The following is a 26178-nucleotide window of genomic DNA, read 5'->3' on the forward strand; positions in this document are numbered from 1 at the left end:
GTTACGCTGCCGCGGTGACCGGAGAGCCGATCAGCCGACGCGGGCTGCTGCGGTCCGCCCTGCTGGGCGGACCGGCCCTCGCGCTGCCCGGCTGCGCCCGCGACGGCGGCCCGCACCGGCGGCTCACCCTGGCCACGGGCGCGCCCGGTGGGCCGTACCACGCCTTCGGTCACGCCCTCGCCGAGCAGGCCGCGCGCACCCCGCCGCACCCGCGTATCACCCCGGTCAGTACCGCCGCCAGTGTGGACAACCTGCGTCGGCTGGCGGCCGGTTCGGCGGACCTGGGCCTCGCCATGGCGGACGCCGCCGAGCAGGCGCTGCACGGAGCGGCGCCCTTCACGGCCGCGGCCCCGGTGACCGCGCTCGCCCGGGTCTACGTCAACTACACGCATCTGCTGGCGCGTGCCGACGGCCCGGTCCGCTCCGTGGCCGACCTAGCGGGCCGCCCGGTCGCCACGGGCGCCACCGGCTCCGGGGCCCAGGTGCTCGCCGGGCGCCTGCTGGGGGTGGCGGGTCTCACGGGCGGTCGGGCGGTGCGCGAACAGCGGCTGGGGCTCGCCGAGTCGGTGGCCGCGCTGCGCCGGGGCACCGTGGACGCCGTGGTCTGGGCGGGTGGGGTGCCCACCCCGGCCCTGTCGGCCCTCGCCCGCGAACTCCCCTTGCGTTTCGTCTCGTTGGAGGCCGAGGCGGAGGCGCTGCGCGCGGCGTACGGCCCGGTGTACTCGGCGGTCACGCTCCCGGCGGGGGTGTACGGGCTCACCCGGCCGGTCACCACCATCGGCGTCGGCAACTATCTGCTGGCCCGAGACCGGGTTCCGGAGCGGGAGGCACGGGACGTGCTGCGGGTGGTGTTCGACCGGTGGCGGGTGCTGTTGCGGGAGGTGACCGCGGGCGCGCGCCTGGAACCCCGCTTCGCCGTCGCCACCGGCGATCTCCCGCTGCATCCGGGGGCCGTGGCCTACTACCGGTCCGTGTACGGCTGACCCGGCAGCCACAGCTCCACCAGCAGCCCGCGTGGAAGCGCCGCCTCCACGACCAGCCGTCCGCCGCTGAGCCGGGCGATCTCGTCCGCGATGGCCAGCCCCAGGCCGGTGCCGGGCACGTTCTGATGCTCGGGAGCCCGGACGAAACGGCGCGTGAGCAGCGGGAGTTGCTCCTCGGGGACGCCGGGCCCGTCATCGCTCACCCGCACCACGACCTGACCGTCCCCGGCGCGCTGGGCGGTCACGGTCACCCGGCCGCCGGACGGCACGAACTTCACCGCGTTGTCCAGCGCCGCGTCCAGTACCCGCCCCACCGCGTCCGGCACCGCCCGCACCCGCAGCCCCGGTGGCACCCCGTCCCCGGTGAGCGTCAGCTCCGAGGCGTCGAACACCGGCTCCCAGGCCGCCAGCCGGGCCGTCACCGCGCCGGACAGGTCCTGCTCGACCCGCTCGGCCGAACCCGACTCAACCCGCGCCAACGCCAGCAGCCCGTCGAGGAGTTCGGCCAGCCGCTCGGTCTCGTCCAGGGCGCGGGCGTGCTCCTGGCGGCCGGGGCCCGGCGGGAGATGCGTTTCCACGTTCTCCAGTTGCAGCACCAGCGTGGCCAGCGGATTGCGCAACTGGTGCGAGGCGTCCGCGACGAAGGCCCGCTGGCGCCCGATCGAGTCCGCGACCGCCTCCGCCATCGCGTTGAACTGCTCGCGCAGACTGCGCAGTTCGGGCGGCCCGGTGTCCGACACGGCCCGCGCCTCCAGCCTGCCCGACGCCAGCCGTGCCACCGCCCGGTCGAGATCGCGGACCGGACGCATCAGCCAGCGGGTGATCCCCGCCGCGACCAGGCCCGCCGCCGCGAAGGCGGCCAGCGCGCCGCACCCGATCAGCAGCCAGCGCACGGTCACGTCCCGGCGCGCCGCACCCGTCGGCACCGCCATCAGCACCGCCCCGCTCACCCGCTCGTCCCGGCCCACCGGCTCGGCCAGCACCAGCCGGTGCGGACCCCACGGCCGCACCGTCGGCAGCCGCTCGGTGGACCGGCCGGTCAGCGCCCGGCCCAGCGCCTCCCGCGCCTCGGCCGACGGCACCGCGCTCCCCGCCCGCGCGACCGTCCGGCCCGCCGTGTCCGACACCGCCACGGAGGCGCCGTACAGCCCGGCGTAGCGGCGGATCTCGGTGGTCAGCTCGGTGCGGTCGGCGGGGGAGCGGACCCGGTCCGCGAGGTCGGCGAACCGGACGGCGTCCGCCCGCCGTTGGAGCAGCAGATGCTCGGTGCGGCCCGCGGCGAAGGACTCGGCCAGCGGGACGGACAGCAGCAGCGCCGCCACGCCCATCAGCACCATCAGCACGGCCAGCAGCCTGCGCCTCATCGCGTACCCGGCGAGCCCAGCTGATACCCGAACCCCCTTACGGTGCGGACCAGTTCGGCCCGGCCGGTCTTCGCGCGGACCCCGGCCACATGCACATCCAGCGAGCGGGACGCGGCGAGGAACGCGTCCCCCCAGACCCGGTCGAGGATCTCCTCGCGGGAGTGCACCTCCTCCGGCCGGGCGGCCAGCACCGCCAGTACGTCGAACTCCCGCCGGGTCAGCTGTACTTCGGTGCCTGCGACGGTCACCGTGCGGCCCGCGAGATCCACCTCCACGTCCCCGGCCCGCACCGGACCCCGGTCGGCGTCCGCGCGCGACGGCGGCACCACCGCGCCGGTGCGGCGGCGGACGGTGTCGATGCGGGCCATCAGCTCGTTCATCCGGAACGGCTTCACCACGTAGTCGTCCGCACCCGCCCGCAGCGCCTGCACGATGTCCCGTTCCTCGCAGCGGGCCGTCACCACGATCAGCGGCGCCCCGCACACCGTGCGCAGCCGCCGCAGCAGCTCGAGACCGTCCAGGTCGGGCAGCCCGAGGTCCAGCAGCACGAACTGGGCCTCCCGCACGTGCCGCAGCGCGTCCAGGGCGCGGGCGGCGCGGCGCACGGTGTGGCCGCGCTGGGCCAGGGCCGTGGTGAGCGCCTGGGCCATCCGGTCGTCGTCCTCGACGAGCAGGGCGTGCATGGAGAATCCTCGTGCCGTGGTGACCTGGGCCGCAGCTTATGCGGCCCGCCGGGTCCCGGATCGCACCGGGTCAGCCGGCCGCCTTCGCCGGGGTGAGCGTGGAACCGGTGTCCGTCTCCGCCTCGGCCCGGCTCAGCGCGGCGTCCCGGGTGTCCCGCATCAGCACGTAGGTGACCAGCGAGACCAGCGCGCACCCCGACACGTACCAGAAGAACATCCTCTCGTGCCCGGCGTCCTTGAACCACAGCGCCACGTACTCCGCCGTCCCGCCGAACAGGGCGTTGGCCAGCGCGTACGGCAGGGCCACGCCGAGCGCGCGCACCCGGGTCGGGAATAGCTCCGCCTTCACGGCCGCGTTGATCGAGGTGTACCCGGTGACGATCACCAGCGCCAGCAGGGACAGCCCCAGCGCCGACCAGTACGAGTGCGCCGACCCCAGCGCCGTCATGATCGGATACGTGCCCACCGTGCACCCCAGCGCGAAGGTGATCAGCAGCGGCCTGCGCCCGATCCGGTCGGAGAGCATCCCGGCCAGCGGCTGGATCGCCGCGAACACCGCCAGCGCGGTGAAACTCACCAGCGTGGCCGTCGACTTGGCCATGCCCGCGCTGCCGATCAGATACTTGGTGAGGTACGTGGTGTACGTGTAGTAGGCCACCGTGCCGCCCAGGGTCAGCGCCATGACCAGACCGGCCTGCCGACGGTGCTCCCACAGCGCCTTGAGGGAGCCGCGCGCGGTGTCGGTGCCGCCGCCCGTCTCCTCGGTGAACGCCTCCGTCTCGGTCAGCCGCCGCCGCAGCCAGAACACCACCAGCGCGAACACCGCGCCCAGCACGAACGGCACCCGCCAGCCCCAGCTCTGCAGCTGCTCCGTGGTCAGGGTGTGCTGCATGGTGATCAGGATCGCCAGGCCCAGCAACTGCCCGCAGGTCATGGACACGTACTGGAAGGACGAGCCGAGCCCGCGCCGGTTCCGCGCGGACGCCTCGGTGAGATAGGTGGCGCTGGCCGCGTACTCGCCGCCGATGCTCAGGCCCTGGAGCAGCCGCGCGAGCAGCAGCACCAGCGCGCCGTAGTAGCCCGCCTGCCCGTAGGTCGGGGCGACGGCGATCAGCAGGGCCGCCACCGACATCATGGTGACGGTGAGGGTCAGCGCGCTCTTGCGGCCGTGCCGGTCCGCCGCCCGCCCCAGCACCCAGCCGCCGACCGGCCGCATCAGGAACCCGACCGCGAAGATGCCCGCGGTGTTCAGCAGCTTGGTCGTCGGGTTGTCGCCGGGGAAGAAGGAGTCCGCGAAGTAGATCGCGAAGCTGGCGTAGACGAACCAGTCGTACCACTCCACGAGGTTGCCCAGCGACCCGCCGATCAGGGCGAAGCGGCGGGCGGCGGGGGTCAGCGTGGGCGGTGCTGCGGACGCGGACATGGCGGCTCCAGAAAAAAGGGGGACGGGGCCCGCCGCCGTGGGACGCCGGACCCGAGTGCCGCCCGAGCATGCGCCGCGCACCCGCCCCGGACAAGGGACGACGCGCAGATCTAACACGCCGCTAAGGAAGCGGGCGCCCCAGCCGCAGATACAGCCGGGTGCCGCCAGGGCGGAAGCCGACCCGCTCGTACACCCGCCGGGAGCCGTCGCCCGAGTACTCCAGCCACACCGACTCCGCGCCACGCTCGAACATCGCCCCGGCCAGCGCGGAGGTGACGGCCGCCGCCACACCCCGCCCCCGGTACGCGGGCCGCGTGCCCACCCCGGCCAGCTCGGCCGTGCCCTCGGCGGGTGCCGAGCAACTGGCCGCCCCGGCACAGCCACCGTCGTCCGCGCGCACGAACCTCACGGCGCCGCCCCGCTCCTGCGTCCGCCGCAGCCGGGCCGCGCCCTCGGCGGACGCCGGGAACTCCCCGGCGAACGCCTCGGCGAGCGCCGCGTCGATCTCCGTGAACTCCTCGTCCGAGGCGGGGATCTCGGCCTGGGGAAGACCGGCGGGGAGAGTCAGCGTGGCCGGGGTGCAGACCAGGTACTCGTGCACCGCCTCGGTGCTGAAGCCCGCCCGGCGCAGTGCCGCCTCCACCTCGGGCGCGGCGTCCGGCGCGAACTCCAGCCGGGGGAGCAGCCCGCGCCCACGGAACTCGGCCACCAGGGCGGCCACGTCGGCCTCCGAGGGGGTGGTGCCGGGCAGCGGGGTCGCGTAGTTGACGTAGGGGCTGGTCGTCGCGGGGTCGAAGCCCGCCACGAAGCCGCCGACCCGCACCGGCTCCGGGCGGCGCAGCAGGTGGGCGGCGGCGAAGTTCTGCACATCGAGTGGCGCGGCATCACGGGGCACGGCATCTAGGGGCACGGCACCGCACGCTGCCACAGCGGGTCCGCGCGGCCAACCGATTATCGCCCCTGGTGCCGAGGTCTTCCTAGATGTATCGTCCAGAACTGGAAAACCCGTCCAGAAGCTACGGAGGCGTGTCGATGGGGTCCGAGGACGAGCATCTGCTGGGCGAGGCCGAGAAGGTCGCCGTCGCGCTGGGGCGGATGTTCCCGGGGCTGTGCGAGGTCGTGCTGCACGATCTGCGGGACCCGGACCACGCGATCCGGATCATCGAGAACAACCTGTCCGGCCGCGCCCCCGGCGACCCCGCGACCGAGCTGGGCCTGGCCCGCATCGCGGACCCCGCCTACCCGGACGTCGTGCAGAACTACCCGAACCGATTCCCCGACGGGCGCCCCGCCAAGAGCACCTCCATCGGCATCCGGAACAGCGCGGGCGAGTACATCGCGGCGCTCTGCCTCAACCTGGACGTCTCCGTGCTCTCGCCGGTCGCGCTCGCCCTGGCCAACCTGGTCGCCACCGGCACCGAACACGGCGCCGAACCGCCCGAGACACTGCGCGACCGGCGCTCGCGGGAGCTGCGCGGGACAGTGGAGGAGCTGGCCGCGCGGCGCGGGGGCACCCCGAGGTCGCTGGGCCGGGACGCCAAGCGCGAGCTGGTACGGCACCTGCACGGCGAGGGCTGGTTCGACGCGCGGGACGCCGCCCAGACCATCGCCGACCTGCTCGGAGTCTCCCGAGCGACCGTCTACAACTACACCAAGTAAGCGCCCGAACCACACCCTGGGGGACCACGATGCCCGCCGAACCGCACCTCACCCTCGACGACGTCCGCGCGGCCGCCGCCCGCCTTGAGGGCGTCGCCCACCGCACCCCCGTCCTCACCTCGCGCACCCTCGACGCCCGGGTCGGGGCGCGGGTGTTCATCAAGTGCGAGAACTTCCAGCGGGTCGGCGCCTTCAAGTTCCGGGGCGCCTACAACGCCGCCAGGCTGCTGCCGCCGGAGCAGCTGGCCAAGGGCATCGCAGCCTTCTCCTCCGGCAACCACGCCCAGGCGGTCGCGCTGGCCGCCCGAGAACTCGGCACCACCGCCGTCATCCTGATGCCCGAGGACGCGCCCGAGTCCAAGAAGCGGGCCACCCTCGGCTACGGCGCGGAGGTCGTCACGTACGACCGCTACACCCAGGAGCGCGGCGCGCTCGGTGAGGGCCTGGCGAAGGACCGGGGGCTGGCCCTGATCCCGCCCTACGACCACCTCGACGTCATCGCGGGCCAGGGCACCGCCGCGCTGGAACTCCTGGAGGACACCGGGGAGCTGGACGCGCTGGTGGTCCCGGTGGGCGGCGGCGGGCTCATCGCGGGCAGCGCCGTCGTGGCGAAGTCCCTGTACCCGTCGGTGCGGATGATCGGCGTGGAGCCGGAGGCGGGCGACGACACCAAGCGGTCACTGGAGTCGGGGGAGCGCGTCACCATCCCGGTGCCCCGCTCCATCGCCGACGGGCAGGTCCTGCCGAGCCCCGGCGAGATCACCTTCGCGCTCAATCAGCGACTGATCGACGCCATCGCGCTGGTCAGCGACGAGGAGATCGTCGACGCCATGCGGTTCGCCTTCGAACGCCTGAAGATCGTCCTCGAACCGAGCGGTGCCACCCCGCTCGCGGCCCTGCTGTCCGGGCGCGTCGAGAACCTTCCGCCACGTGTCGGCATCATCGCCTCGGGCGGGAACATCGACACCCGGCGCTTCGCGGAACTCACCGCGGGCTGAGCCGGGCACCGGCCGCCGTGCCCCCGGTGTGCGGGGGCACGGCGAATGGCGGGGCGGATCAGACGGTGCCGCTCGCGGAGACCGCCACCTTGGCCTTGGGGGCGCCGCTGCCGCTGCCGAGGCCCTCGACGCGGTCCACGATCTCCTGGCCCTCGACGACCTCGCCGAAGACGACGTGCTTGCCGTCCAGCCAGGGGGTGACGACCGTGGTCACGAAGAACTGGGAGCCGTTGGTGTTCGGGCCCGCGTTCGCCATGCTCAGCAGGTACGGACGGTCGTGGCGGAGGTTGAAGTTCTCGTCGGCGAACTTCTCGCCGTAGATGCTCTTGCCGCCGGTGCCGTTGCCGTTGGTGAAGTCGCCGCCCTGCAGCATGAACTGCGGGATGACGCGGTGGAACGGGGAACCGGCGTAGCCGAAGCCGTGCTCGCCGGTCGCCAGCTCGCGGAAGTTCTTCGCGGTCTTGGGCACGACGTCGTCGAAGAGACGGAACACGATCCGGCCCGCGGGCTCGTCGTTGATGGTGATGTCGAAGTACACGTTGTCGCTCATGGAGATCAACCTACCGCCGGTCGGTCCCGGACGTTCGCCGGAGCCGGGCACGACGGACCGGGTCGGGACGGTCCTTTTGCGGGCACGCGGGGTCAAATGTGCACCCGCAAACACTCATCGACCTTGTCAAGTGAGCCTATCTCCTAAGATGTTGGCCCGAAGACCGGCCTCCCGTATACGCGGGGGCAAACCCTGCCCGGCGCTACCAGGTCACCGGCAGTGTTCTCGGACCGCGAATCAGGCCGTCCCGCTGGAACTCGACGTCCTCGGGTGGTACGGCGAGCCGCAGCTCCGGGAACTCCGTCAGCACGGCCTCGATCAGCACCTCGGCCTCCATCCGGGCCATCAGCGCGGCCAGACAGAAGTGCGGGCCGTGCCCGAAGGCGACGTGCCCCGCGCCCGAGCGGTCGAAGTCCAGCAGGTCCGGGGTGGGGAAGGCGGACGGGTCGCGGTTGGCGGCGACGTAGGCGTTGTAGACCACGTCCCCCTTGTGGATCAGATGGCCGCCGATCTCCACGTCCTCCAGGGCGACACGGGGGATGCCGACGCCGTTGCGGTGCGGGACGAACCGGAACAGCTCCTCCACCGCCTTCGGCAGCAGCTCCGGCTCCCGGCGCAGCCGCTCCAACTGGTCCGGATGGGTGAGCAGCGCGTACATCATCGAGCCGCTGTTGTTGCGCACGGCGTGCCCGCCGCTGACGTACACGGCCATGGCGAGCGAGATCGCCTCGTCGTCGGTGATCTCCCCGCTCGCCGAAGCGGCGGCCAGCACTCCGGCCAGGTCGTCGCGGGGCTCGGTGCGGCGGTGCTCCAGCAGCGCGACGACCCGGCTCCGGGTGTCCTGGCGGGCCGCCTGGTTGCGCTCCTTCGCGTTCGCCTTCGTCAGCAGCGCCTCTGAGTTGCCCGCCCAGTCGCGCCAGTCGTCCTCGTCGGCGCCCAGGAAGGCGCAGACCACCGCGATCGGGAACGGCGTGTACAGATGCTCCATGAGGTCGCCGGGGGCGCCCGCGCGCCGCATGCCCCGCAGCATCTCGCGGGCGGTGCGCTCGGCCAGCGGCCGCAGCCGGGCCATGCTCTTGGCGGTGAACGCCCGCGCCACCACCCGGCGCAGCACGGTGTGCCGGGGCGCGTCGATGTACTGGAGACCGGCCGTCTGTGAGGCCACGGTCTGCGGCGCCATGGTGGTCACCGAGCGGCCCCGCAGCTCCGCGCGGGAGAAGCGCGGGTCGGAGGTGACGAAGCGGACGTCCTCGTAGCGCGTGACGAGCCACGCGTGCCCCTCCCCGTAGGGCAGGCGGATGCGGGTGACCGGCTCGTCGCGCAGCAGCGAGTCCAGGAACGGATCGGGGTCCAGCGCGGGCAGGTCCTCCACCAGCCAGGGCCGCACCGGGGGCGGGGGCGGTGAGGACGGAGGTACGGGTTCGACGGACGCGGAGTCGAAGGTCATGGCGGGTCCCTTCTCCAGCTGTGTCCGAAAGCCTCCCGCAGCCTCAGGTGTCCCGCATACCGGGTTCCGCCACATCAGTGGTCCCCCTGCCGCGCCGGAGCGCGGTCAGGGGGACCGGAGGGGCCTGGAGGTCACCACCGAGGAGTCACCAGTAGTGACGTCGTCCGGCGACCGCGTGGCCGGTGGCGCCCAGGATCCACAGCACGGCGCCGATCACCGCGAGAATGATGCCGATCGTCCACAGGATCGAGATCCCGGTGAGAAAGCCGATGATCAGGAGAATGACGCCGATGGCGAGCATGGTGTGCCTCCAGCCGTAGGAGAAGTGCCTGCTCTCCTAGTGCCCCCATGCGGGACACATTCTCACTTCCGGCCGGGAAACCTGGACATCCTTTCGGGCCGCTCCGCCCCGGACGGAGTTTCCGCAGCTCAGTGGTGTGGCGGGCCGTCCTCGGGAGTCGGCGGAAGTGCCAGATGGGCGAGGTCGCCGGGCGGCGCCGAGCGCACCGGCCACAGCGGGGCGGCCTGACCGTCCGCGACGGCCGCGGGCGCGTCGGTGAGGTTCATCCGTTCGCGCAGCCGTCCGTAGAAGTCCATCGGCCCCAGCCGCACCGCCCGCAGCCGCCGGGGGGACGCGTACACGCCGATCCAGTCGCCGGGGTTCAGCACGCCCCGGACCTGGCCGTCGATGCTGACGGCGGCCCGGCCGGAGCGCTCCAGCACCCGGAACGCGATCGGCTCGTCCGGCGCGGCCAGCACCGAGCGGTTGAACGTCATGTGCGGGGCGACCGGCGTGAACAGCAGCCCCTCCATGCGCGGCGAGACCACCGGACCCCCGGCGGCGAAGCTGTACGCGGTCGATCCCGTGGGGGTCGCCACCAGCAGCGCGTCGGCGGAGTACGAGGCGAGCAGCTGCCCGGCGATGTACACGCCCACCGACACCTGCCGGTCCCGGGTCAGCTTCTCCACGACCACGTCGTTCAGCGCGGTGACGTTCAGCGCCACGCCCCAGTCGTCGCCGACCGTGCACTCCCCGCGCACCCGTGGCGGCGGCAGCATCGGGCCGCGCCCGTAGCGCACCAGGTCCGCCATGTGCTCGGGCACGCCCAGCGGGCACGAGGCGCGCATGGTGAGCAGCATCCGGCTCTCGACCTCGTACCGGCCCGCGGCCACCGCGTCCAGCGCGGCCCGTACGGCCGGGGCGGGCACCTCGGTGAGGAAGCCGACCCGGCCGAGGTCCACGCCGAGCACCAGGGCGTCGTTCTCGGCCGCCAGCCGGGCGCCGCGCAGGAAGGTGCCGTCGCCGCCCAGGGTGACGATGAGGTCCGGGTCGCCCGCGCTGTCGACCTCGTCGCGGGCGCTGTGCCGGGCGCCCTCCTGCCAGACGTCGATGTCGGCGCAGCCCACGTCGTGCTCGGCGCACCACGCGCGCACCGCGTCCGCCGCGGCGAGCGCGGCCGGACGCCCGGCGTGCACGACCAAGCCGATCCGGTCCACCGTCATCCCGACACCCGCCTCCCAGCCGACCCGTACGACCGCCCCATCCTCACCGGGATGCGGACACCCGTACGGGACGCCACGCCGCCGGGGTACTGGCCGCCGGGGTACTAGCGGGCGGTGCCGAAGTCCTGGGTCCAGTAGCTGCCGGGCTGGGCGAGGCCCACGCCGATCTCCTTGTAGGAGCAGTTCAGGATGTTCTCGCGGTGGCCCGCGCTGTTCATCCAGCCGTCCATGACCTGCTCGGGCGTCGAGTAGCCGTAGGCGACGTTCTCGCCGTACGCGCTCCACTGGTACCCGGCGGCGGTGATGCGCGAGCCCGGGTCGGAGCCGTCGGAGCCGGTGTGCGACATGGTGTTGTGCGCGGCCATGTCGGCGCTGTGGTCCTGCGCGGCCTTGGACAGCGTCGAGTTGAGCTGGACCGGGGAGCAGCCGACCTTGGCGCGCTCCGCGTTGACCAGTTCCACGACGCGGGCGACGTCACCGGAGGCGGTCGCGGCGGGCTGCGGGGTGCTGGGCGCGGCGGCGGTGGCGGTCTGCGCGGGGCTGGGCCGGGTGGAGACCTGGCGCACCGTCGGAGCCGAAACGGGCTTCGCGGCTGCCGACTTGGCGACGGCGGGCTTGGCGGTGGCCGGCTTGGCGGTCTTTACGGGCTGTGCGGTCCTGACAGGCTGGGCGGCCGCGGTGGTCTTCGCCGCCTCGGGGGCCGTCGCGCGCCCGGTGCGGTGGTGGGCGGGCGCCGGGGCGGCCCGGTGCTCGGTGCGGGCGCTCGGGGAAGCGGAGGGCGTCGCGGAGGCGGGCTGCTCGCGCACCTCGTGCGCCTCGTGACGGGGGCTCCGCTCCGTCTTCCAGGCGGTGGCCTCGGTCTGCTGCCGGGAGTCGTCCTTCCAGTCGACGCAGGCCACGGCGGCGGTCGGTACGCCCACCGCGCCGACGGCGACGGCGGCTATCAGCACCCGCCGGTACTGCTGGTTCTTACGGTGCTTTCCCATGCGTGAAACCTCATTCGGTAGACGCCGGGCGCCGCCGCGCGGCTTCCTCTGGGTGGAACCCGCCTCCCGAACAGCAAAAAGACGCCCTGCGAGTCGTCATTCTTAGGACGACCACACAAGGCGTGCAAAGAGACTGTCGTACTAATGCGCTTCGTAGACCTGGGAGCCCCTTGCCAAGGTCACGAAGGCGTGCCGACCCGGCGGCAGCGGCTTCCGCCTACTGCTGCCGGGCCGTCAGAACCCCGCATGATTTGCAGAAGCGAGGGTTTCTGACCGACGGAGCGGCCGGTCCGGGGGACAGCATGATCCAAATACCCGCCAAGACGGACAAAGCGCACTTGTCGTCACGGCTCGTCACCTACTAAGGGGCACCCGTAGGTCATCGGACGCTGTGAGGGATGTCACGGAACCATCCCCCTCTCCGGCCACTCGCGGGGCTACAGGTTCTCCGCGAAGAAGGACTCCAGACGCTCCAGCGCGGGCCCGGTGAACTTGGGCTGGTCGTACAGGTCGTAGTGGCTCGCGCCCTGGACGACGAAGATGTCCTTCTTCGCCGAGCGCGCCCGGTCGAACAGCTCGAAGCCGTCCCGGTACGAGCCGAAGCCGCCCGGCACGTCACCGACGACGATCTGCAGCGGCTGGGTCAGCAGCACCTCGGCCAGATGGTAGGCGTCGAACGCGAAGGCGGCCTCCAGCCCCGAGAAGCGCAGCTTGTTGGGGGAGTTGGGGTGCTGCCCGCGCTCGGTGGTGTAGTACTCGACGGCCTCCGTGATGTCGATGTCGGTGATCCCGGCCTGCTCGCGCTCAGCCACCGAGCCGGGAATGTAGCCGGTGATCACCGGCTCCGCGCCGCGTGCCTCCGCCGTGCGCTGCCTGCCGATCGCCTCCAGCGCGTGCAGCGCCGCGTCCGGGGTGAGGTCGCCCTCGCGCATCAGGCGGCCGTAGTTGGCGCCGACCACCGTGGCCAGGGCCTTGATGCGGTGGTCGGTCATCGTGGCCTGGGTCGCGTAACCGCCGCCGCCACAGACGCCGACGACACCGATCCGCTCCTCGTCCACGTGGTCGAGGGTGACGAGGTAATCCACGGCGCAGCGGAAGTCCTCGACACGCGTGGCCGGGTCCTCCAGGAACCGGGGCTCCCCGCCGCTCTCTCCCTGGTACGACGCGTCGAAGGCCAGGGTCACATAGCCGAGCTTGGTCAGCGCCTCGGCGTAGACGGAGCCCGCGGTCTGCTCCTTGCAGCTGCTGATGGGGTGGCCGCAGATGATCGCCGGGTACTTCTTCGCCGGGTCGAAGTCCTCCGGCAGACGCAGGTCCGCCGCCACGTCCCAGGTGCGGTTCTTGAACCGTACGGATTCCATGGGTGCTGCTCCTCAATTGTTCCGGGAAAACCCAGAGGGCCTTTCATCTCCACACTCCCCCCGACGGGGTTCCCGCACAATGGGCCGCGCGCAGCCCCCGACCCGGTCGTCCAGGGACAATCCTGGCCCCCTCACCGCGCGGGCCTTTTCTGCGACACTCGACCCATGAGCGGTCAGCGTGACTCCAATGAGCTGGGGGAATTCCTCAAGGCCCGGCGATCCGGCATCAGCCCCCGGGACGCCGGGCTCCCCGAGGCGGGCGCCCGGCGCCGGGTCCGGGGGCTGCGCCGCGAGGAGGTCGCCCTGCTGGCGTCCATCAGCACCGACTACTACACCCGCCTGGAGCAGGGGCGGAGGCGGGCGTCCGCACCCGTGCTGAACGCGCTCGCCGAGATCCTGCGCCTCTCCGAGGAGGAGCGGGCCTATATGTTCGAGCTGGCCGGGAAATCCCTCGCCCGGCCGCCCCGCCGTACCGTACAGAAGGCCCACCCGCAATTGCGCCGGGTGCTGAACGAACTCGCGACGTCCCCCGCGCTGATCATGGGCCGCCGAATGGACATCCTCGACTGGAATCCGATGGCCGCCGCACTCCTCACCGATTTCTCGCGCATTCCGGAGAAGCAGCGGAATTACGTGTGGCTCCTCTTCTCCGACCCCGCGATGCGCGAACTCCACGCCGACTGGGAACGCATCGCCCGGTCCTGCGTGGCGATGCTGCGCAAGGAGGCGGGCCGCGATCCGGAGGACCAGCGGATGGCCGCGCTGGTCGGTGAACTGTCCGTACGGGACGACGACTTCCGGCGCTGGTGGGGCGACCACCGCGTCGCCGACCTGAGCCGGGGCGACAAGGTGCTGCGGCATCCCCTGGTCGGCGAACTCACCCTCGACTGGGACGCCCTGGCCTGCGTCGGTGACCCCGACCAGCAACTCGTCGTCTGGACCGCCGAACCCGGCACCCCCTCCCACGACGGCCTGCGCATCCTGTCCTCCTGGGCCGCCGACACCCACCACGACACACCGCAGGGGCGGCGCGGCGGCTCAGCCTGACACGTCCATCCGCTGCGTCCCCACGACCGACAGCAGCCGGAGCGCCTCCTCCGAGGCCGAGCCGGGCGTGGCGGTGTACAGGATGAGGCGCTGATCCCGGTCCGGGACGTGCAGGGCGTCGCAGTTCACGGTCAGCGGGCCGACCACCGGGTGCTGGAAGGTCTTGGCCAGCGTCGGCAGCACGGACACCTCATACTGCTCCCACAGCCGGGCGAACTCCGCACTTCCCGCCAGGAGTTCGGCCACCAGACCGGTCACCTCGGGGGAGTCGGGGTAGCGGGCGGAGGCCGCGCGCAACCGCTGTGCCGAGTCGCGGGCGAACTCGGCCGCGTCCGAGACGCCGTACAGCGGGGGCCCGTCCGGGTGCGGGTCGAGGAAGACGCGGCGGATCAGATTGCGGTCGCGGCGCGACAGTGCGGAGAAGTCCTCCATCAGCGCCGCCGCCAGGTCGTTCCAGGCGAGCACCTCACCGATCGCCGAGGTGACGATGGCGGCCGTCCCCGGCAGCCGGGTCAGCAGGTCCAGGATGCTCTGCCGCACCTCGCGCGGCGGACCGGACGGCGGGACCGGGGGCGCCCCCGCCAGATGGTGCAGATGGTCGCGCTCGGCGTCGGTCAGCCGCAGCGCCCGCGTCAGCCCGGACAGCACCTCGCGGGACGGCCGCGGGCCGCGCGCCTGCTCCAGCCGCGTGTAGTACTCGGTGGAGATGAACGCCAGTTGCGCCACCTCCTCGCGTCGCAGCCCCGGCGTGCGGCGGCGCGGCCCGGCGGGCAGCCCCACCTCGGCCGGGCCGATCCGCTCGCGCCTGTCACGGAGGAATGCCGCCAGTTCGTCTCGGTCCACGGCTCCAGTCTGCGCCGTTCCGGCGGTGCCAGCCAGGTACCGCCTGTGCCTGGATGAGCGGGGCCGGGCGGCGCAGGCTCGACCGTATGAACACCACAGCGACAGACACTCCCGCCGGCACCGGACTGCTCCCCGGCAAGGTCGCCTTCATCACCGGCGCCGGACGCGGTATCGGCGCGGCCGCCGCCCGGCTCTTCGCCCGTGAGGGGGCGCGGATCGTGCTGGCGGCCCGTAGCGAGGACCAGCTGAAGGCGGTCACCGAGGAGATCCGTACCGAGGGCGGCACCGCCGACTACGTGGTGTGCGACCTGGCCGACGGGGACGCGGTGCGCTCGGCCGTCGACCGCGTCGTACAGCTGCACGGCCGTCTCGACATCGCCTTCAACAACGGGGCCGCCAACCAGGCGCCGGGCCCGCTGGACGAGCTGTCCGAGGACGAGTTCGACCGGCTCTACACCGTCAACCTCAGGGGGCAGTGGCTCGCCATGAACGCCGAGGTCGCGGCGATCCGCGCCACCTCCGGCACCGGGGCCATCGTCAACAACTCCTCCGTCGGCAGCCTGCGCGGCAACCCCGAACTGCCGGGCTACGGCGCGATGAAGCGGGCCCTGAACAGCATCACCGAGTCGGCCGCCGTCACGTACGGCCCGGAGGGCATCCGCGTCAACGCCATCGCGCCCGGCAACACGGCCACCGCGATGATGCGTTCCTGGGAGGAGAAGTCGCCCGGCCTCCAGGAAAGGCTCCAGGCACACACCCCGCTGCGCCGGGACGCCCGGCCCGAGGAGATCGCGGAGGCCGCGGCCTGGCTGCTGAGCGACCGCGCCTCCTTCGTCACCGGCGCGGTGTTGCGGGTGGACGGCGGCGCCCTCACCTGAGAAGGCGGGGCGCCGTGGTCGTGGTCGGTAGGAGGGTCACACCTTGCGCCACCGGGCGTTGCACCAGGAGAAGACGCCGAACGCGACCAGGCCCAGCGCGATCAGCGCCAGCAGCCAGGGCCCGGCGGGCAGGTCGCGGAACGACCGCAGGGTGTCGTCCATCCCCTTGGCCTTGCCCGGCTCGTGCTGGACGGCCGCGATCAGGGCGAACACCCCGGCCACGGCGAAGACGACGCCGCGGGCCGCGCCACCGCCCACGCCGAGGACGTCGACGATCTTCCGGACGGTGGGGGACATCTCCTCGGTGCGCAGGTGCTTGCGGAACTTCCGCATCACCGCCCGCGCCGCGATGTAGACGCCCACCCCGATCACCACGAGCCCGGCGGCCCCGACGATCCACTGGCCGCCGGGCCACTTCAGCGCCATCGCCGTCACGTCGTCGCTCTGCTTGTCCGAGGAGCCGCCGCCGCTGCCCTTCTGCCCGGCCGCGTAGGACAGCACGGAGTAGCAGACGAACGCGTAGAACACCGCGCGCGCCGCGGACATCGCCCGCTTCGACGCCTTGCCGCCGTCCTCACCGGCGCTGCCTATCACCGCCTCCGACAACCGCCACAGCGCCATGCCGGCCAGCGCGATGCCGACGATCCACAGGATGGCGGCGCCGAACGGCTTGTCCGCCAGTTCGGCGAGGGCGCCGCCGCGGTCGGCCTGCTTCTTGCCGCCGTCACCGCCCAGGGCTATCTGCAGGGCTATGACCCCGACGAGCAGGTAGATCAGTCCACGGGCGACGAAGCCCGCCTTCGCCGCCGCGGTCATCACCGGGCTGTCGGCCGCTCGCCGGGCCTGCCCCCGACCGCGCTGTGCCAGAACGCTTGAGTCCATGACACACCCGATGCCCCGGCGTGTCCGCGTCACGCCTGAACGGTGGCCGCGTGCCAAGGTGAGCTGTGATCGACTCCGACAGCGCCCCCTCCCGGCGGCGCCGACGCCCCGGCTACCTCGGCGCGGCAGGCGTCTTCGCCGTGGGCATGATGGGCACCACGCTGCCGACCCCGTTGTACGGGCTGTACCGGGAGCGGATCGGGTTCTCCGAGCTGATCGTGACCGTGGTGTTCGCGGTCTACGCGGTCGGCGTCATCGTCGCCCTGCTGCTCGCCGGCGGCGCCTCCGACGTGCTGGGACGACGTCCGGTGCTGATCGGCGCCCTGACGCTGTCCGCACTCAGCGCGGTGTGCTTCCTGCTGGAGGGCGGGCTGTCGCTGCTGTACCTCGGGCGGGTGCTGTCCGGCTTCTCGGCGGGCCTGCTCAGCGGCACCGGTACGGCCGCCGTCCTCGACCTCGCGCCGCCCGAGCACCGGGGGCGGGCCGCGCTGGCGGCCACCGCAGCCAACATGGGCGGGCTCGGGCTCGGGCCGCTGGTCTCCGGGCTGCTCGCCCAGTACGCGCCCCGGCCGCTGATCCTGCCCTTCCTGGTCCACCTCGCCCTGCTCGCGGTCGCCCTCGTCGTCACCCTGCTACTGAGGGAGACCGTCCACCACGAAGGGGCCCGCCCCCCGCTCAGGCCGCAGGGGATGCGGGTACCGCCCGAGGTGCGCGGGGTGTTCGGCCCCTGTGCGCTGGCCGCCTTCGCCGGGTTCTCCCTGCTCGGCCTGTTCAAGGCGGTCGCGCCCGCCTTCCTCACCGAGACCCTCGGCGAGCACGACCTCGCGGTGACCGGCGCCGTCGTCTTCAGCGTCTTCTGCGCCTCCACCGGCGGCCAGCTCCTCATGGGCCGCATCGGCGCCCGCGCCGCCCTCCCCTGGGGCTGCGCCGTCCTCGCCGTCGGCCTGGTCCTGGTCGGCGCCTCCCTGTTGGTGGAGTCCCTCCCCCTCCTCCTCATCGGCGGGATCACCGGCGGCGCGGGCCAGGGCATGGCCTTCCGCGCGGGCCTCACGGCAGTCGGCGCGGCGGCCCCTGAGGAACACCGGGGCGCCACCATCTCGGCCTTCTTCGTCGTGGCCTACCTGGGCATCTCGTTGCCGGTCGTCGGGGTGGGCGCGCTGACGGTGGGTCTGGGGGTGCGGGGGGCCGGGATGGTGTTCACGGCCTGCGCGATCGTGTTGGTGGTGGCGGTGGGGACGCGGGTACGGGTGCGTCCGCCTCGGGGTCTGTAGGTTGCGCGTGTCGCTGTGATCGCGGGGATGCGCTGGACGGGACACGCATGCGAAAGGGGTCGGCGGTCGTGCAGGGGATTCCGGAGGGCGGCATCATGGGCGAGGCGACGTTGCTCGTTCCCGCCACGGAGGAGCATCTGCCGCTGCTCGCGCGGTGGTTCGCCGACCCCGAGTTCGTCCGAGAGTGGGGCGGGCAGCCGCTCGGGCGCGAGGAAGTGGCCGCCAAGTACATCGGAAGGCGGCGTCCCGCAGTGGTCTCCTTGCTGGTCCTCGAAGGTGTGGACCCCGTGGGGTACGCCCAGTACGTGACCGCCGGTCCGTACGAAGGCGGCATCGACATGGTGCTCGTGCCCCACGCCCAGGGCCGGGGGCACGGTCCTGACGCCGCCCGCGCCCTCGTCCGGCACCTGCATACCGTCGTGGGATGGGACCGGGTGACCGTCGATCCCGAAGCGTCCAATCGCCGTGCCGTCAGGGCGTGGAGCAAGGCAGGCTTTCGCCCGGTCGGCTCACGGGGAAGCCGGTTGCTGATGGAACGCGGACGGTCGGCCGCTGTTCACCTGGCGGAGGGTGGCGACGGTGGGATCGGCGCCCCGTAGGTCGGCCCCGGGTCGCGTACCGTCGTCGTCACCCTGACCTGGCACGGGGTGCGGGGTGTCGAGGCGAAGCCGAAGCGGACCGGGGGGGCGACCGGGGCGAGCGGGCCCAGGTCGTGGCCGTCGAGCACGGTGGTCGCGGAGGTCAGCCGGTGCAGGTCGTGGGCGCCGTACCATTCGTACCGGCCGTTCCCGGCGGAGCCCCGCGTGGGCACCCCCAGCAGCAGCCGCGAGACCGGGTCGGTCACGGCGGCGAAGGCGGGGCGGGAGACGAGGGGTCCCGCGATCCTGAGCAGCGTGCCCAGCGGTCCCCGGCGGCCGACGGTGAAGGTGAGGTCGAGCGCCGCACCGGCGGCCACGGTCCACCGCGCCCCGGCGACGCGCACCCCCACCGGCACCACCCGCACCTCGTCGAAGGCGTACGTCCCCGCGATGAAGTCGGCCACCCGCCGGGTCGGCGCCAGCAGCGTGCGGTGGCCGTCCGGGCGTTCCAGCATCACGTCGCTGAAGGGGCCGAAGGGGGTGCGGGGCCAGTGGCCCAGCACCAGGCGGGTGCCGGAGGCCGTGCCGATACCGGTGATCCAGCCGTCGAAGCGGAGGTCGACGGAGTCGCGCGCGGGTGGGGGCGGGGCGTCGGGGCCGGGGGGCATCACGCGCAACGGATGCCCCTGGTGGGAAGCGGCGAAACAGGTCAGACGCCCGATGGGGTGGCCCGCGACAGGATCTCGGCGGCGACGGTCAGCGCCTCGGCGCGGTCCTCCGGGACGAGGCCGATGCGGGTCCGGCGGTCGAGGAGGTCGGACGGGTCGAGGGCGCCCTCGTGGCGGGCGGCCCAGAGGAGTTCCGCGCGGGTGACCGGGTGGCCGGGGAGTACCGGCTCGGCGAGTGCCGGGTCCCGCTCGGCCAGAGCGAGGACGGCCGGTGCCTCGGTGCCGTAGCGGCGGACCAGGCGGGCGGGGGCGGGGAGGTCGCGGAGGTGTTCCGGGGCGGCGGCGCCGACCAGGGGGAGCGTGGCGGTGGGGGAGGGGGCGGAGGTCAGACCGCACGCGTCCACGGCGTCCTCCGCCATCCGCCGGTACGTCGTGAGCTTGCCGCCCACCACGGTGACCACGCCGTCCGCCGAGGTCAGCACCGCGTGCCGTCGCGAGATGTCCGAGGTGCGGGTCGAGTCGGGGGCGCCCGGCACCGACGTGTCCAGCAGCGGTCGCAGCCCGGCGAACGCCCCGTCCACCTCGTCCCGCCGCACCGGCGTGTCCAGCACGGAGCCCAGCACGTCCAGCAGGAAGCCGATGTCCGTCTCCGGCACCTCGGGCACATCCGGGATCTCACCCTCGACCGGCTCGTCCGTGAGGCCCACATAGGTGCGGCCGTCGCCCTGCGGGAGCACGAGCACGAAGCGGTTGGTCTCGCCGGGCACCGGTATGTGCAGGCCCGCCGGGAGCGCGCCGAGGCGTTCGGAGCGCAGGACGAGGTGGGTGCCACGGGAGGGGCGTACGCGGAAGCCGTCGACCAGGCCCCCGGCCCACACGCCGGTCGCGTTGACGACGGCACGCGCCCGTATCTCCCCTTCCTCGCCGGTGAGTTCGTCCCGGAAACGGGCGCCGGTGGGACCGAGGGACAGGGCGCGGACCCGGGTGAGGACCCGTGCTCCATGTGCGGCGGCGGTGCGGGCCAGGGCGGTGACCAGGCGGGCGTCGTCGGTCACCTTGCCGTCCCAGGAGAGCAGGCCGCCGCGCAGCCCGGTCGCGCGGACCGAGGGTGCGAGGTGGCGGGCCTCGGCCGCCGTCAGTCGGCGGGGCACCGGCAGTACTTGGCGCGGGGTGCGGGCGGCCAGCCGCAGCATGTCCCCGGCCCGGAACCCCGCCCACGCCAGCGACGCCTGCGCCCGGGACACCAGCGGGGTCAGCGGCAGCACGAAGGGCTGCGCGGCGACCAGATGCGGTGCCGTACGCGTCATCAGCACGCCCCGCTCGACCGCGCTCTCGTGCGCCACGTCGAACTGCCCGGCCGCCAGATAGCGCAGGCCCCCGTGGATCAGCTTGGAACTCCAGCGGGAGGTGCCGTAGGCCAGATCGTGGGCGTCGATCGCGACCACGTCCAGACCACGCGCCGCCGCGTCCAGGGCGACGCCCGCACCCGTGGCGCCGAGGCCCACCACCAGCAGGTCGGCCGTGCCGCCCCCGGCCGCCATGGCCAGCTCGCGGGTGCGGCGGGCGGCGTCGAGCGACGAACCCGGTGCCGCCGTACGGTCTGCGCGGTCGCGGTTGCTCATGGGGTGAGGGTCCTTTCCAGAAGGGTGCGCAGCTCGCCCAGGAAGGCGGCGGCGTCCAGCTCGGGGTCGTCCTCGTCGGTCATGGTGCGCAGCGACAGTGCGAAGGACTGCACCAGCAACAGCACGGCGCGGGCCTGCCGTTCGGGATGCGTCACGCGTACCGAGCCGTCCGCGTGGCCCTCGCGCAGGGCGTCGGCCAGCAGGGTCAGCAGGGCCTCCTGGGTGGCGCCGCGCCGGTCGAGGACGTAGGGGAGCAGCAGCTCGGGGTCGACGTCCAGGATCTTGTGGAACAGGGGATGGTCGCGGAACTCGGTGACGCCCGCGACCAGTCCGGTCACGATCCGGGCGCGGGTGTGCGGGCCCTCGGACGCGTCGGGCATCGCGCGGGTGGCCACGGCGAGCCACTCGCGGGTCATCAAGTCGCCCACCAGCGTGCGCAGATCGGGCCAGCGCCGGTACAGCGTCATCCGGGAGACCCCGGCGCGGCGGGCCACGTCGGCGAGGGTGGTGCGGCGGACACCTACGGCCAGGACGCATTCGCGCACCGCGTCGAGCACGGTGTCGGCGTCCGAACTGTTGTGACGGATGGACGTCATGTGTAACAGTGTAACGCCCCGGCGGCCGGGGCGAGATGGCGCCGCACACACCGAACCGACTGGGTGAGGACGACCGTTCGATGGACATGCTGTGGAACGGCTGGGGCGACCCGGCGAAGGCGGCACCCCTGCCCGACGCGGTGGCCGGACTCCTGCACGACCTGCTCGGCGTCCGCCCGAGCCCGTCAACTCCCGTCACGCTGAATGACCTTGAGCTGCCCGAAGCCACGCTCGCCCCGGCCGCCCTCAAGGACCTCGTCGACGCGGTGAGCGGCGCGGACCACGTCCGCACCGACACCGAGAGCCGCGTCCGGCACACCCGCGGCAAGTCCACGCCCGACCTGCTCCGTATCCGCGCGGGCGACCTCACCGACGTACCGCGGGCCGTCGTCCTGCCCGCCTCCCACGAGGAGGTGCTCGCCGTGCTGCGGGCCTGCGCCGCGCACGCGGTGGCGGTCGTACCGTTCGGCGGGGGCACGAGTGTCGTCGGCGGACTCTCGCCGCACAAAAATGAGTTCATCGCGCTCGACCTGCGCCGGATGGACGCCCTGCTCGACCTCGACCCGGTCTCCCGCACCGCCGTCCTCCAGCCCGGCCTGCGCGGTCCGCAGGCCGAAGCCCTGCTCGCCGCACAGGGGTTCACGCTCGGCCACTTCCCGCAGTCCTTCGAGTGGGCCACCGTCGGCGGCTTCGCCGCCGCCCGCTCCAGCGGCCAGGCGTCCGCCGGATACGGCCGGTTCGACGAGATGGTCCTCGGCCTCACCCTCGCCACCCCTGAGGGCACCGTCGAGACGGGCCGTGCCCCGCGCTCCGCCGCCGGACCCGACCTCCGCCAGCTGATCCTGGGCTCCGAGGGAGCCTTCGGCGTCATCACCTCCGTCACCGTCCGGGTACGACCCCAGCCCGAGCAACGCCTGTACGAGGGCTGGCGGTTCGCCACCTTCACCGAGGGCGCCGCCGCGCTGCGCAGGCTCGCCCAGGACGGACCCCGGCCCACCGTGCTCCGGCTCTCCGACGAGACCGAGACCCTGGTCGGCCTCGCCCAGCCCGACGCCATCGGCGCCGCCCTGGCCGACGGCGGCACCGGCTGCCTCGCCGTCACCGGCTACGAGGGCACCGCGGCCGACACCGCCCGGCGCCGCGAGGAGGCCGCCGCCGTCCTCCGGGAGTGCGGCGGCACCCTCGTCGGCACCGAACCCGGCGAACGCTGGGCCCACGGCCGCTACGCGGCGCCCTACCTACGCGACGCCCTCCTCGACGCCGGTGCCTTCGCCGAGACCCTGGAGACCGCCGCGTTCTGGTCCCGGATACCCGAGCTGTACACGGCCGTACGCACCGCCCTCACCGACACCCTCACCCGCGCCGGCACCCCGCCCCTGGTCATGTGCCACATCTCCCACGTCTACGAGAACGGCGCCTCCCTCTACTTCACCGTCGTCAGCGCCCAGGGCGAGGACCCCCTCACCCACTGGACCCCGGCCAAGCACGCCGCCAACGAGGCGATCCTCGCGGCGGGCGGCACCATCTCCCATCATCACGGCGTCGGTACCGACCACCGTGACTGGTACGTCCGCGAGGCCGGACCCCTCGCCGTCGACGCGCTGCGCGCCGTCAAGGCCCGCCTCGACCCCGCCGGGCTGCTCAACCCCGGCGTCCTGCTCCCCACCGACTGACCGCGCCCGGAGGCACACCGATGCGAGAGTTCACCGCCGTGGTCAACCCGACCGCGGGCGCCTCCACCGGGGCCGCCACGCTGCTCCAGGTGGCCCGGCACCTGCGCGAGGCGGGCGCCACCCTGGAGACCGAGTACAGCCACAGCCTCGCCCACGCCCGCGAGACCGCCCTGCGCGCCGGGGAGAGCGGCCGGGTCGTCCTCGCGGTCGGCGGCGACGGCATGGCCGGGGGCATCGGGGGAGCGCTGAGCGGCACCGGCGCCGTACTCGGCCTCGTACCCGCCGGACGCGGCAACGACTTCGCCCGCGCCCTCGGCCTGCCCGCCGACCCCGCCGCCCTCGCCGAGATCCTGCTGCACGCCGAGCCCCGGTACGTCGACACCATCGAGGTCGAGTCCGCAGTCCACCCCCGCACCGTCGTCCTCGGCAGCGTGTACGCCGGGGTCGACGCCCTCGCCAACCGGTACGCCAACCAGTCCCGGCTGCTGCGCGGCGCCGCCTCCTACTACGCGGGCGGACTGCGCGCCGTGGCGACCTGGCGCACCGCCGACTACCGGATCACCGTCGACGGCGCGGAACAGCGCCACCGCGGCTACACCGTCGTAGCCGCCAACTCGCCCTACTACGGCTTCGGCCGGGCCGTCGCCCCCGCCGCCGAACTCGACGACGGCCTCCTCGACATCGTGCTGATCCGCGAGGCCCCGCGCCGCCTCTTCTTCGCCCTCATGAACGAGCTGAAGACCGGCGCCCACGTGCACCGCCCCGAGGTACGCGTCCTGCGCGGCCGGGAACTGCGCATCGAGGCCGACCGTCCCGTGCCCTACGGCGCCGACGGCGAGGTGGAGGCCGCGCTGCCCGTCACCGTCCGGGTCCGCCCCGCCGACCTCGCCGTACTGTGCCCCTCACCAGGCCCGAAGGGAACGAAGCGGTAACGTCTTGCAACCGCGCCCGCGTCGACAAGGTCTGGACCTGCATGAAGATCTCTTTCCTGCTCCACAGCGCGTACCCGATCGGAGGGACGATCGCCACGACCTTCAACCAGGCCGGGGCACTCGCCGAACGCCACGACGTCGAGATCGTCTCCGTGTTCCGGAACCGGGAACGCCCGCAGCTCACCCTGGACCCGCGCGTCCGGCTGCGGTCCCTGATCGACCTGCGCGAGGAACAGGACCACCCGGCCCACCGCGAACCCTCGCGGGTCTTCCCGGCCGTCGAAGCACGCCACTCCGACTACAGCGGGCTGAGCGACGAGCGGATCGCCGCACACCTGGCCACCACGGACGCCGAGGTCGTCATCGGCACCCGGCCCGGACTGAACGTGCATCTCGCCCGCCAGGCGCCCGACCATGTGCTCCGCGTCGGCCAGGAACACCTGACCTGGGGGCACCACTCGCCTCGGCTGCGCACCGTGCTGCGCCGCGCCTACCGCCGTCTCGACCTGCTCACCACCGTCTCCGAGGCGGACGCGCGGGCCTACCGGCACGGCGCGTGGCTGCCCGGTGTCCGCGTCGAGGCCGTGCCCAACAGCGTGCCCGAGCCCGAACTGCCGCCCTCGGACGGCCGCACCAGACTGATCGTCGCCGCGGGCAGGCTCGTCCCGATGAAGGACTACGAGACCCTGATCCGCGGCTTCGCGCACGTCGCCGCCGCCCACCCCGACTGGCGGCTGCGCATCTACGGCAGAGGCCAGGAGCGCGACCGGCTGCGCGCCCTCATCGAACGGCTCGGCCTCAGCGACAGCGCCTTCCTGATGGGCGCCGCCGTGCCCATGGAGGCCGAGTGGGTCAAGGCGTCCATCGCCACGGTCTCCTCCAACTTCGAACCCTTCGGCATGACCATCGTCGAGGCGATGCGCTGCGGGCTGCCCGTCGTCAGCACCGACTGCGCACACGGACCCGGCGAGATCATCCAGGACGGCGTCGACGGACGGCTCGTCCCGGTCGGTGACGCCGACGCCTTCGGCGCGGCCCTGCTGGAGCTGGTCCGCGACGACGAACGCCGCCGCACCATGGGCAAGGCCGCCCTGGAGAACTCCCGCCGCTTCGCCCCCGACATCGTCGTGGCGGGCGCCGAACGCCTGCTGGCCGACGCCCTCGCCGCCAAGAAGGCCGGCCGCCGCCCCGCCCGCGCACCCGAGGCCGCGCGCCGCCGCCTGACGGCGGGCGGCCAGAGCGCCCACGACCTCGCGTACACGGCCGCCTCCGCCGCGGTGCGCACCGTGCGCGGGTGGCGGCGATGAGCACGACCAGCGACAAGGAGCCCCGCGTGATCCGCGTGACCTGTGTGGCGGACGCCGACGGCCGCCTCACCTTCGACCTTCCCCTGCCCGCACCGGACGGCCGCCCCCACCTGCTGCTCAAGGCCAGGCCCCGCAACGGCGAGGCCGACCCCGCCGCACGCCGTCTCCCGCTCCACGTCACGGGCGACGACCGGAGCCGTGCCGTGCTGGAGCCGCTGCCCGCGCTGGAGGAGGGGCGCTGGGACGCCTTCCTGGTCCGCGAACCGGACGCCGAACCCGAGCGGTTGGGCTCCGGCCCGCTGGATCTGCGGGTCCTGGTCGACGGCGCCCGCGCCGACCGGCCGTCCCCGGTGGCGGTCCGCATCCCCTACCGGGCGCAGGACGGCTTCCTCGCCCTGCGCGCCTGGCTGCGTCCCGCGCACGCGGAGACCGACCGGATCGAGGTCGCCGACCGCACCACCACCGTCACCGCCCGCCTGCACGGCACCGAGCCGGGCGAAGGCGCCGTCGTCCGGGTGCGGGGGCGGGAGAACGGCGCCGAGCGCACCTTCCGCGCGAGCACCGACGGCGACGGCCGGGACTTCCGCTTCACCGTCGACCACGCCGAACTCACCCGCGACGACGGCGCGGGCGCCCGCTACTGGGACGTGGACGTGCTGCCCGCCGCAGGAGCGGCCCCCGTCCGGGTGGGCCGCCTCCTGGACGACGTGGCGGACCGCAAGCACTCCTTCGTCTACCCGGCGAGAAAGACCGGCGACCGCCGCGTACGCCTCTACTACACGGTCGACAACGACCTCGCCTTCGAGGTCACCCCCGGCTGAGGCAGGCCCTAGGGGGTGTCCGGAAAGTCGTTGAGCCAGAGGCGGAGGCAGGCGAGGGTGACCATGGCCTGGTAGTGGATGGCTCGTTTGTCGTAGCGCGTGG

Annotated in this window: 26 protein-coding genes and 1 pseudogene; 11 read left to right on the forward strand and 16 right to left on the reverse strand. The window is 73.3% G+C overall.

The window, feature by feature from the left end:
- Window positions 1–14 precede the first annotated feature (14 nt).
- On the forward strand, window positions 15–983 hold the full coding sequence (locus ACIPPM_RS07215) for a TAXI family TRAP transporter solute-binding subunit (RefSeq protein WP_401444017.1): 969 nt from the start codon (window positions 15–17) through the stop codon (window positions 981–983).
- Here ACIPPM_RS07215 and ACIPPM_RS07220 read toward each other — a convergent pair.
- The 4 genes from ACIPPM_RS07220 to ACIPPM_RS07235 all read right to left on the reverse strand — a co-directional run bounded on the left by ACIPPM_RS07220 (window position 962) and on the right by ACIPPM_RS07235 (window position 5348).
- Window positions 962–2347, reverse strand: a complete 1386-nt coding sequence (locus ACIPPM_RS07220; RefSeq protein WP_401444019.1) for an ATP-binding protein — start codon at window positions 2345–2347, stop codon at window positions 962–964. The genes ACIPPM_RS07215 and ACIPPM_RS07220 overlap by 22 nt on opposite strands.
- Complete coding sequence (locus ACIPPM_RS07225; protein ID WP_401444021.1) at window positions 2344–3030, reverse strand: response regulator transcription factor; 687 nt, start codon at window positions 3028–3030, stop codon at window positions 2344–2346. Before ACIPPM_RS07225 ends, ACIPPM_RS07220 begins: the two co-directional genes overlap by 4 nt.
- Before the next feature lie 70 nt (window positions 3031–3100).
- On the reverse strand, window positions 3101–4453 hold the full coding sequence (locus tag ACIPPM_RS07230) for an MFS transporter (RefSeq protein WP_401444023.1): 1353 nt from the start codon (window positions 4451–4453) through the stop codon (window positions 3101–3103).
- Window positions 4454–4574: 121 nt separating this feature from the next.
- On the reverse strand, window positions 4575–5348 hold the full coding sequence (locus tag ACIPPM_RS07235) for a GNAT family N-acetyltransferase (protein WP_401444026.1): 774 nt from the start codon (window positions 5346–5348) through the stop codon (window positions 4575–4577).
- A gap of 137 nt (window positions 5349–5485) precedes the next feature.
- On the opposite strand from ACIPPM_RS07235, the gene ACIPPM_RS07240 reads away from it, so the two are divergent.
- Both ACIPPM_RS07240 and ACIPPM_RS07245 read left to right on the forward strand, forming a co-directional pair.
- Window positions 5486–6112: a transcriptional regulator gene (locus tag ACIPPM_RS07240; protein WP_401444029.1), complete on the forward strand. Its 627-nt coding sequence runs from the start codon at window positions 5486–5488 to the stop codon at window positions 6110–6112.
- A 29-nt stretch (window positions 6113–6141) separates the two neighbouring features.
- On the forward strand, window positions 6142–7110 hold the full coding sequence (locus tag ACIPPM_RS07245) for a pyridoxal-phosphate dependent enzyme (protein WP_401444032.1): 969 nt from the start codon (window positions 6142–6144) through the stop codon (window positions 7108–7110).
- Between the two features lie 58 nt (window positions 7111–7168).
- Here ACIPPM_RS07245 and ACIPPM_RS07250 read toward each other — a convergent pair whose 3' ends face one another.
- The 6 genes from ACIPPM_RS07250 to ACIPPM_RS07275 all read right to left on the reverse strand — a co-directional run bounded on the left by ACIPPM_RS07250 (window position 7169) and on the right by ACIPPM_RS07275 (window position 12957).
- Window positions 7169–7660: a peptidylprolyl isomerase gene (locus tag ACIPPM_RS07250; protein ID WP_401444035.1), complete on the reverse strand. Its 492-nt coding sequence runs from the start codon at window positions 7658–7660 to the stop codon at window positions 7169–7171.
- Window positions 7661–7862: 202 nt separating this feature from the next.
- A complete protein-coding gene (locus ACIPPM_RS07255) occupies window positions 7863–9107 on the reverse strand; it encodes a cytochrome P450 (RefSeq protein ID WP_401444038.1) in 1245 nt (414 codons plus the stop codon).
- Window positions 9108–9252: 145 nt separating this feature from the next.
- A complete protein-coding gene (locus tag ACIPPM_RS07260) occupies window positions 9253–9408 on the reverse strand; it encodes a DUF6131 family protein (RefSeq protein ID WP_135784581.1) in 156 nt (51 codons plus the stop codon).
- Between the two features lie 128 nt (window positions 9409–9536).
- Window positions 9537–10610, reverse strand: coding sequence for an NAD(+)/NADH kinase (locus ACIPPM_RS07265; protein WP_401444041.1), 1074 nt, complete (start codon window positions 10608–10610; stop codon window positions 9537–9539).
- Window positions 10611–10714: 104 nt separating this feature from the next.
- Window positions 10715–11596, reverse strand: coding sequence for a CAP domain-containing protein (locus tag ACIPPM_RS07270; RefSeq protein WP_401444044.1), 882 nt, complete (start codon window positions 11594–11596; stop codon window positions 10715–10717).
- A gap of 437 nt (window positions 11597–12033) precedes the next feature.
- The gene (locus tag ACIPPM_RS07275; RefSeq protein WP_401444047.1) at window positions 12034–12957 is read right to left on the reverse strand and encodes an alpha/beta hydrolase; all 924 of its coding nucleotides are present in this window, start codon (window positions 12955–12957) and stop codon (window positions 12034–12036) included.
- Between the two features lie 165 nt (window positions 12958–13122).
- Here ACIPPM_RS07275 and ACIPPM_RS07280 point away from each other — a divergent pair, with 165 nt between their 5' ends.
- Complete coding sequence (locus tag ACIPPM_RS07280) at window positions 13123–14004, forward strand: helix-turn-helix domain-containing protein (RefSeq protein WP_401444050.1); 882 nt, start codon at window positions 13123–13125, stop codon at window positions 14002–14004.
- On the opposite strand, the gene ACIPPM_RS07285 is transcribed toward ACIPPM_RS07280, so the two are convergent.
- On the reverse strand, window positions 13996–14847 hold the full coding sequence (locus ACIPPM_RS07285; protein ID WP_401444053.1) for a helix-turn-helix transcriptional regulator: 852 nt from the start codon (window positions 14845–14847) through the stop codon (window positions 13996–13998). The genes ACIPPM_RS07280 and ACIPPM_RS07285 overlap by 9 nt on opposite strands.
- 86 nt (window positions 14848–14933) lie before the next feature.
- On the opposite strand from ACIPPM_RS07285, the gene ACIPPM_RS07290 reads away from it, so the two are divergent.
- Window positions 14934–15725 (forward strand): SDR family NAD(P)-dependent oxidoreductase, encoded by a 792-nt coding sequence (locus ACIPPM_RS07290; protein ID WP_401444056.1) that lies wholly within the window; start codon window positions 14934–14936, stop codon window positions 15723–15725.
- A gap of 36 nt (window positions 15726–15761) precedes the next feature.
- Here ACIPPM_RS07290 and ACIPPM_RS07295 read toward each other — a convergent pair whose 3' ends face one another.
- Complete coding sequence (locus ACIPPM_RS07295) at window positions 15762–16607, reverse strand: DUF1206 domain-containing protein (protein ID WP_401444059.1); 846 nt, start codon at window positions 16605–16607, stop codon at window positions 15762–15764.
- A 65-nt stretch (window positions 16608–16672) separates the two neighbouring features.
- Here ACIPPM_RS07295 and ACIPPM_RS07300 point away from each other — a divergent pair, with 65 nt between their 5' ends.
- Both ACIPPM_RS07300 and ACIPPM_RS07305 read left to right on the forward strand, forming a co-directional pair.
- A complete protein-coding gene (locus tag ACIPPM_RS07300; RefSeq protein WP_401444062.1) occupies window positions 16673–17878 on the forward strand; it encodes an MFS transporter in 1206 nt (401 codons plus the stop codon).
- Between the two features lie 95 nt (window positions 17879–17973).
- On the forward strand, window positions 17974–18477 hold the full coding sequence (locus tag ACIPPM_RS07305; RefSeq protein WP_401444240.1) for a GNAT family N-acetyltransferase: 504 nt from the start codon (window positions 17974–17976) through the stop codon (window positions 18475–18477).
- On the opposite strand, the gene ACIPPM_RS07310 is transcribed toward ACIPPM_RS07305, so the two are convergent.
- From ACIPPM_RS07310 to ACIPPM_RS07320, 3 genes are read right to left on the reverse strand one after another with little or no spacing between them, the layout of a single operon-like run.
- Window positions 18435–19124, reverse strand: coding sequence for a hypothetical protein (locus ACIPPM_RS07310; RefSeq protein WP_401444242.1), 690 nt, complete (start codon window positions 19122–19124; stop codon window positions 18435–18437). The genes ACIPPM_RS07305 and ACIPPM_RS07310 overlap by 43 nt on opposite strands.
- A 41-nt stretch (window positions 19125–19165) precedes the next feature.
- Window positions 19166–20746: a glycerol-3-phosphate dehydrogenase/oxidase gene (locus tag ACIPPM_RS07315; RefSeq protein ID WP_401444065.1), complete on the reverse strand. Its 1581-nt coding sequence runs from the start codon at window positions 20744–20746 to the stop codon at window positions 19166–19168.
- A complete protein-coding gene (locus tag ACIPPM_RS07320; protein WP_401444068.1) occupies window positions 20743–21342 on the reverse strand; it encodes a TetR/AcrR family transcriptional regulator in 600 nt (199 codons plus the stop codon). Before ACIPPM_RS07320 ends, ACIPPM_RS07315 begins: the two co-directional genes overlap by 4 nt.
- A gap of 80 nt (window positions 21343–21422) precedes the next feature.
- On the opposite strand from ACIPPM_RS07320, the gene ACIPPM_RS07325 reads away from it, so the two are divergent.
- From ACIPPM_RS07325 to ACIPPM_RS07340, 4 genes are read left to right on the forward strand one after another with little or no spacing between them, the layout of a single operon-like run.
- Entirely contained in the window at window positions 21423–23015 is a 1593-nt protein-coding gene (locus ACIPPM_RS07325; RefSeq protein ID WP_401444071.1) for an FAD-binding oxidoreductase, read from the forward strand.
- A gap of 20 nt (window positions 23016–23035) precedes the next feature.
- Window positions 23036–23947, forward strand: coding sequence for a YegS/Rv2252/BmrU family lipid kinase (locus ACIPPM_RS07330; protein ID WP_401444074.1), 912 nt, complete (start codon window positions 23036–23038; stop codon window positions 23945–23947).
- Between the two features lie 41 nt (window positions 23948–23988).
- Entirely contained in the window at window positions 23989–25254 is a 1266-nt protein-coding gene (locus ACIPPM_RS07335) for a glycosyltransferase family 4 protein (protein WP_401444076.1), read from the forward strand.
- Window positions 25251–26075, forward strand: a complete 825-nt coding sequence (locus ACIPPM_RS07340) for a transferase (RefSeq protein ID WP_401444079.1) — start codon at window positions 25251–25253, stop codon at window positions 26073–26075. The genes ACIPPM_RS07335 and ACIPPM_RS07340 overlap by 4 nt, the downstream gene beginning before the upstream one ends.
- A gap of 8 nt (window positions 26076–26083) precedes the next feature.
- Here ACIPPM_RS07340 and ACIPPM_RS07345 read toward each other — a convergent pair.
- A pseudogene (locus tag ACIPPM_RS07345) lies at window positions 26084–26178 on the reverse strand (IS5/IS1182 family transposase); the annotation flags it as partial.

Origin of the sequence: Streptomyces sp. NPDC090119 (genome assembly GCF_044747085.1) — a bacterium.
GTDB lineage: Bacteria > Actinomycetota > Actinomycetes > Streptomycetales > Streptomycetaceae > Streptomyces.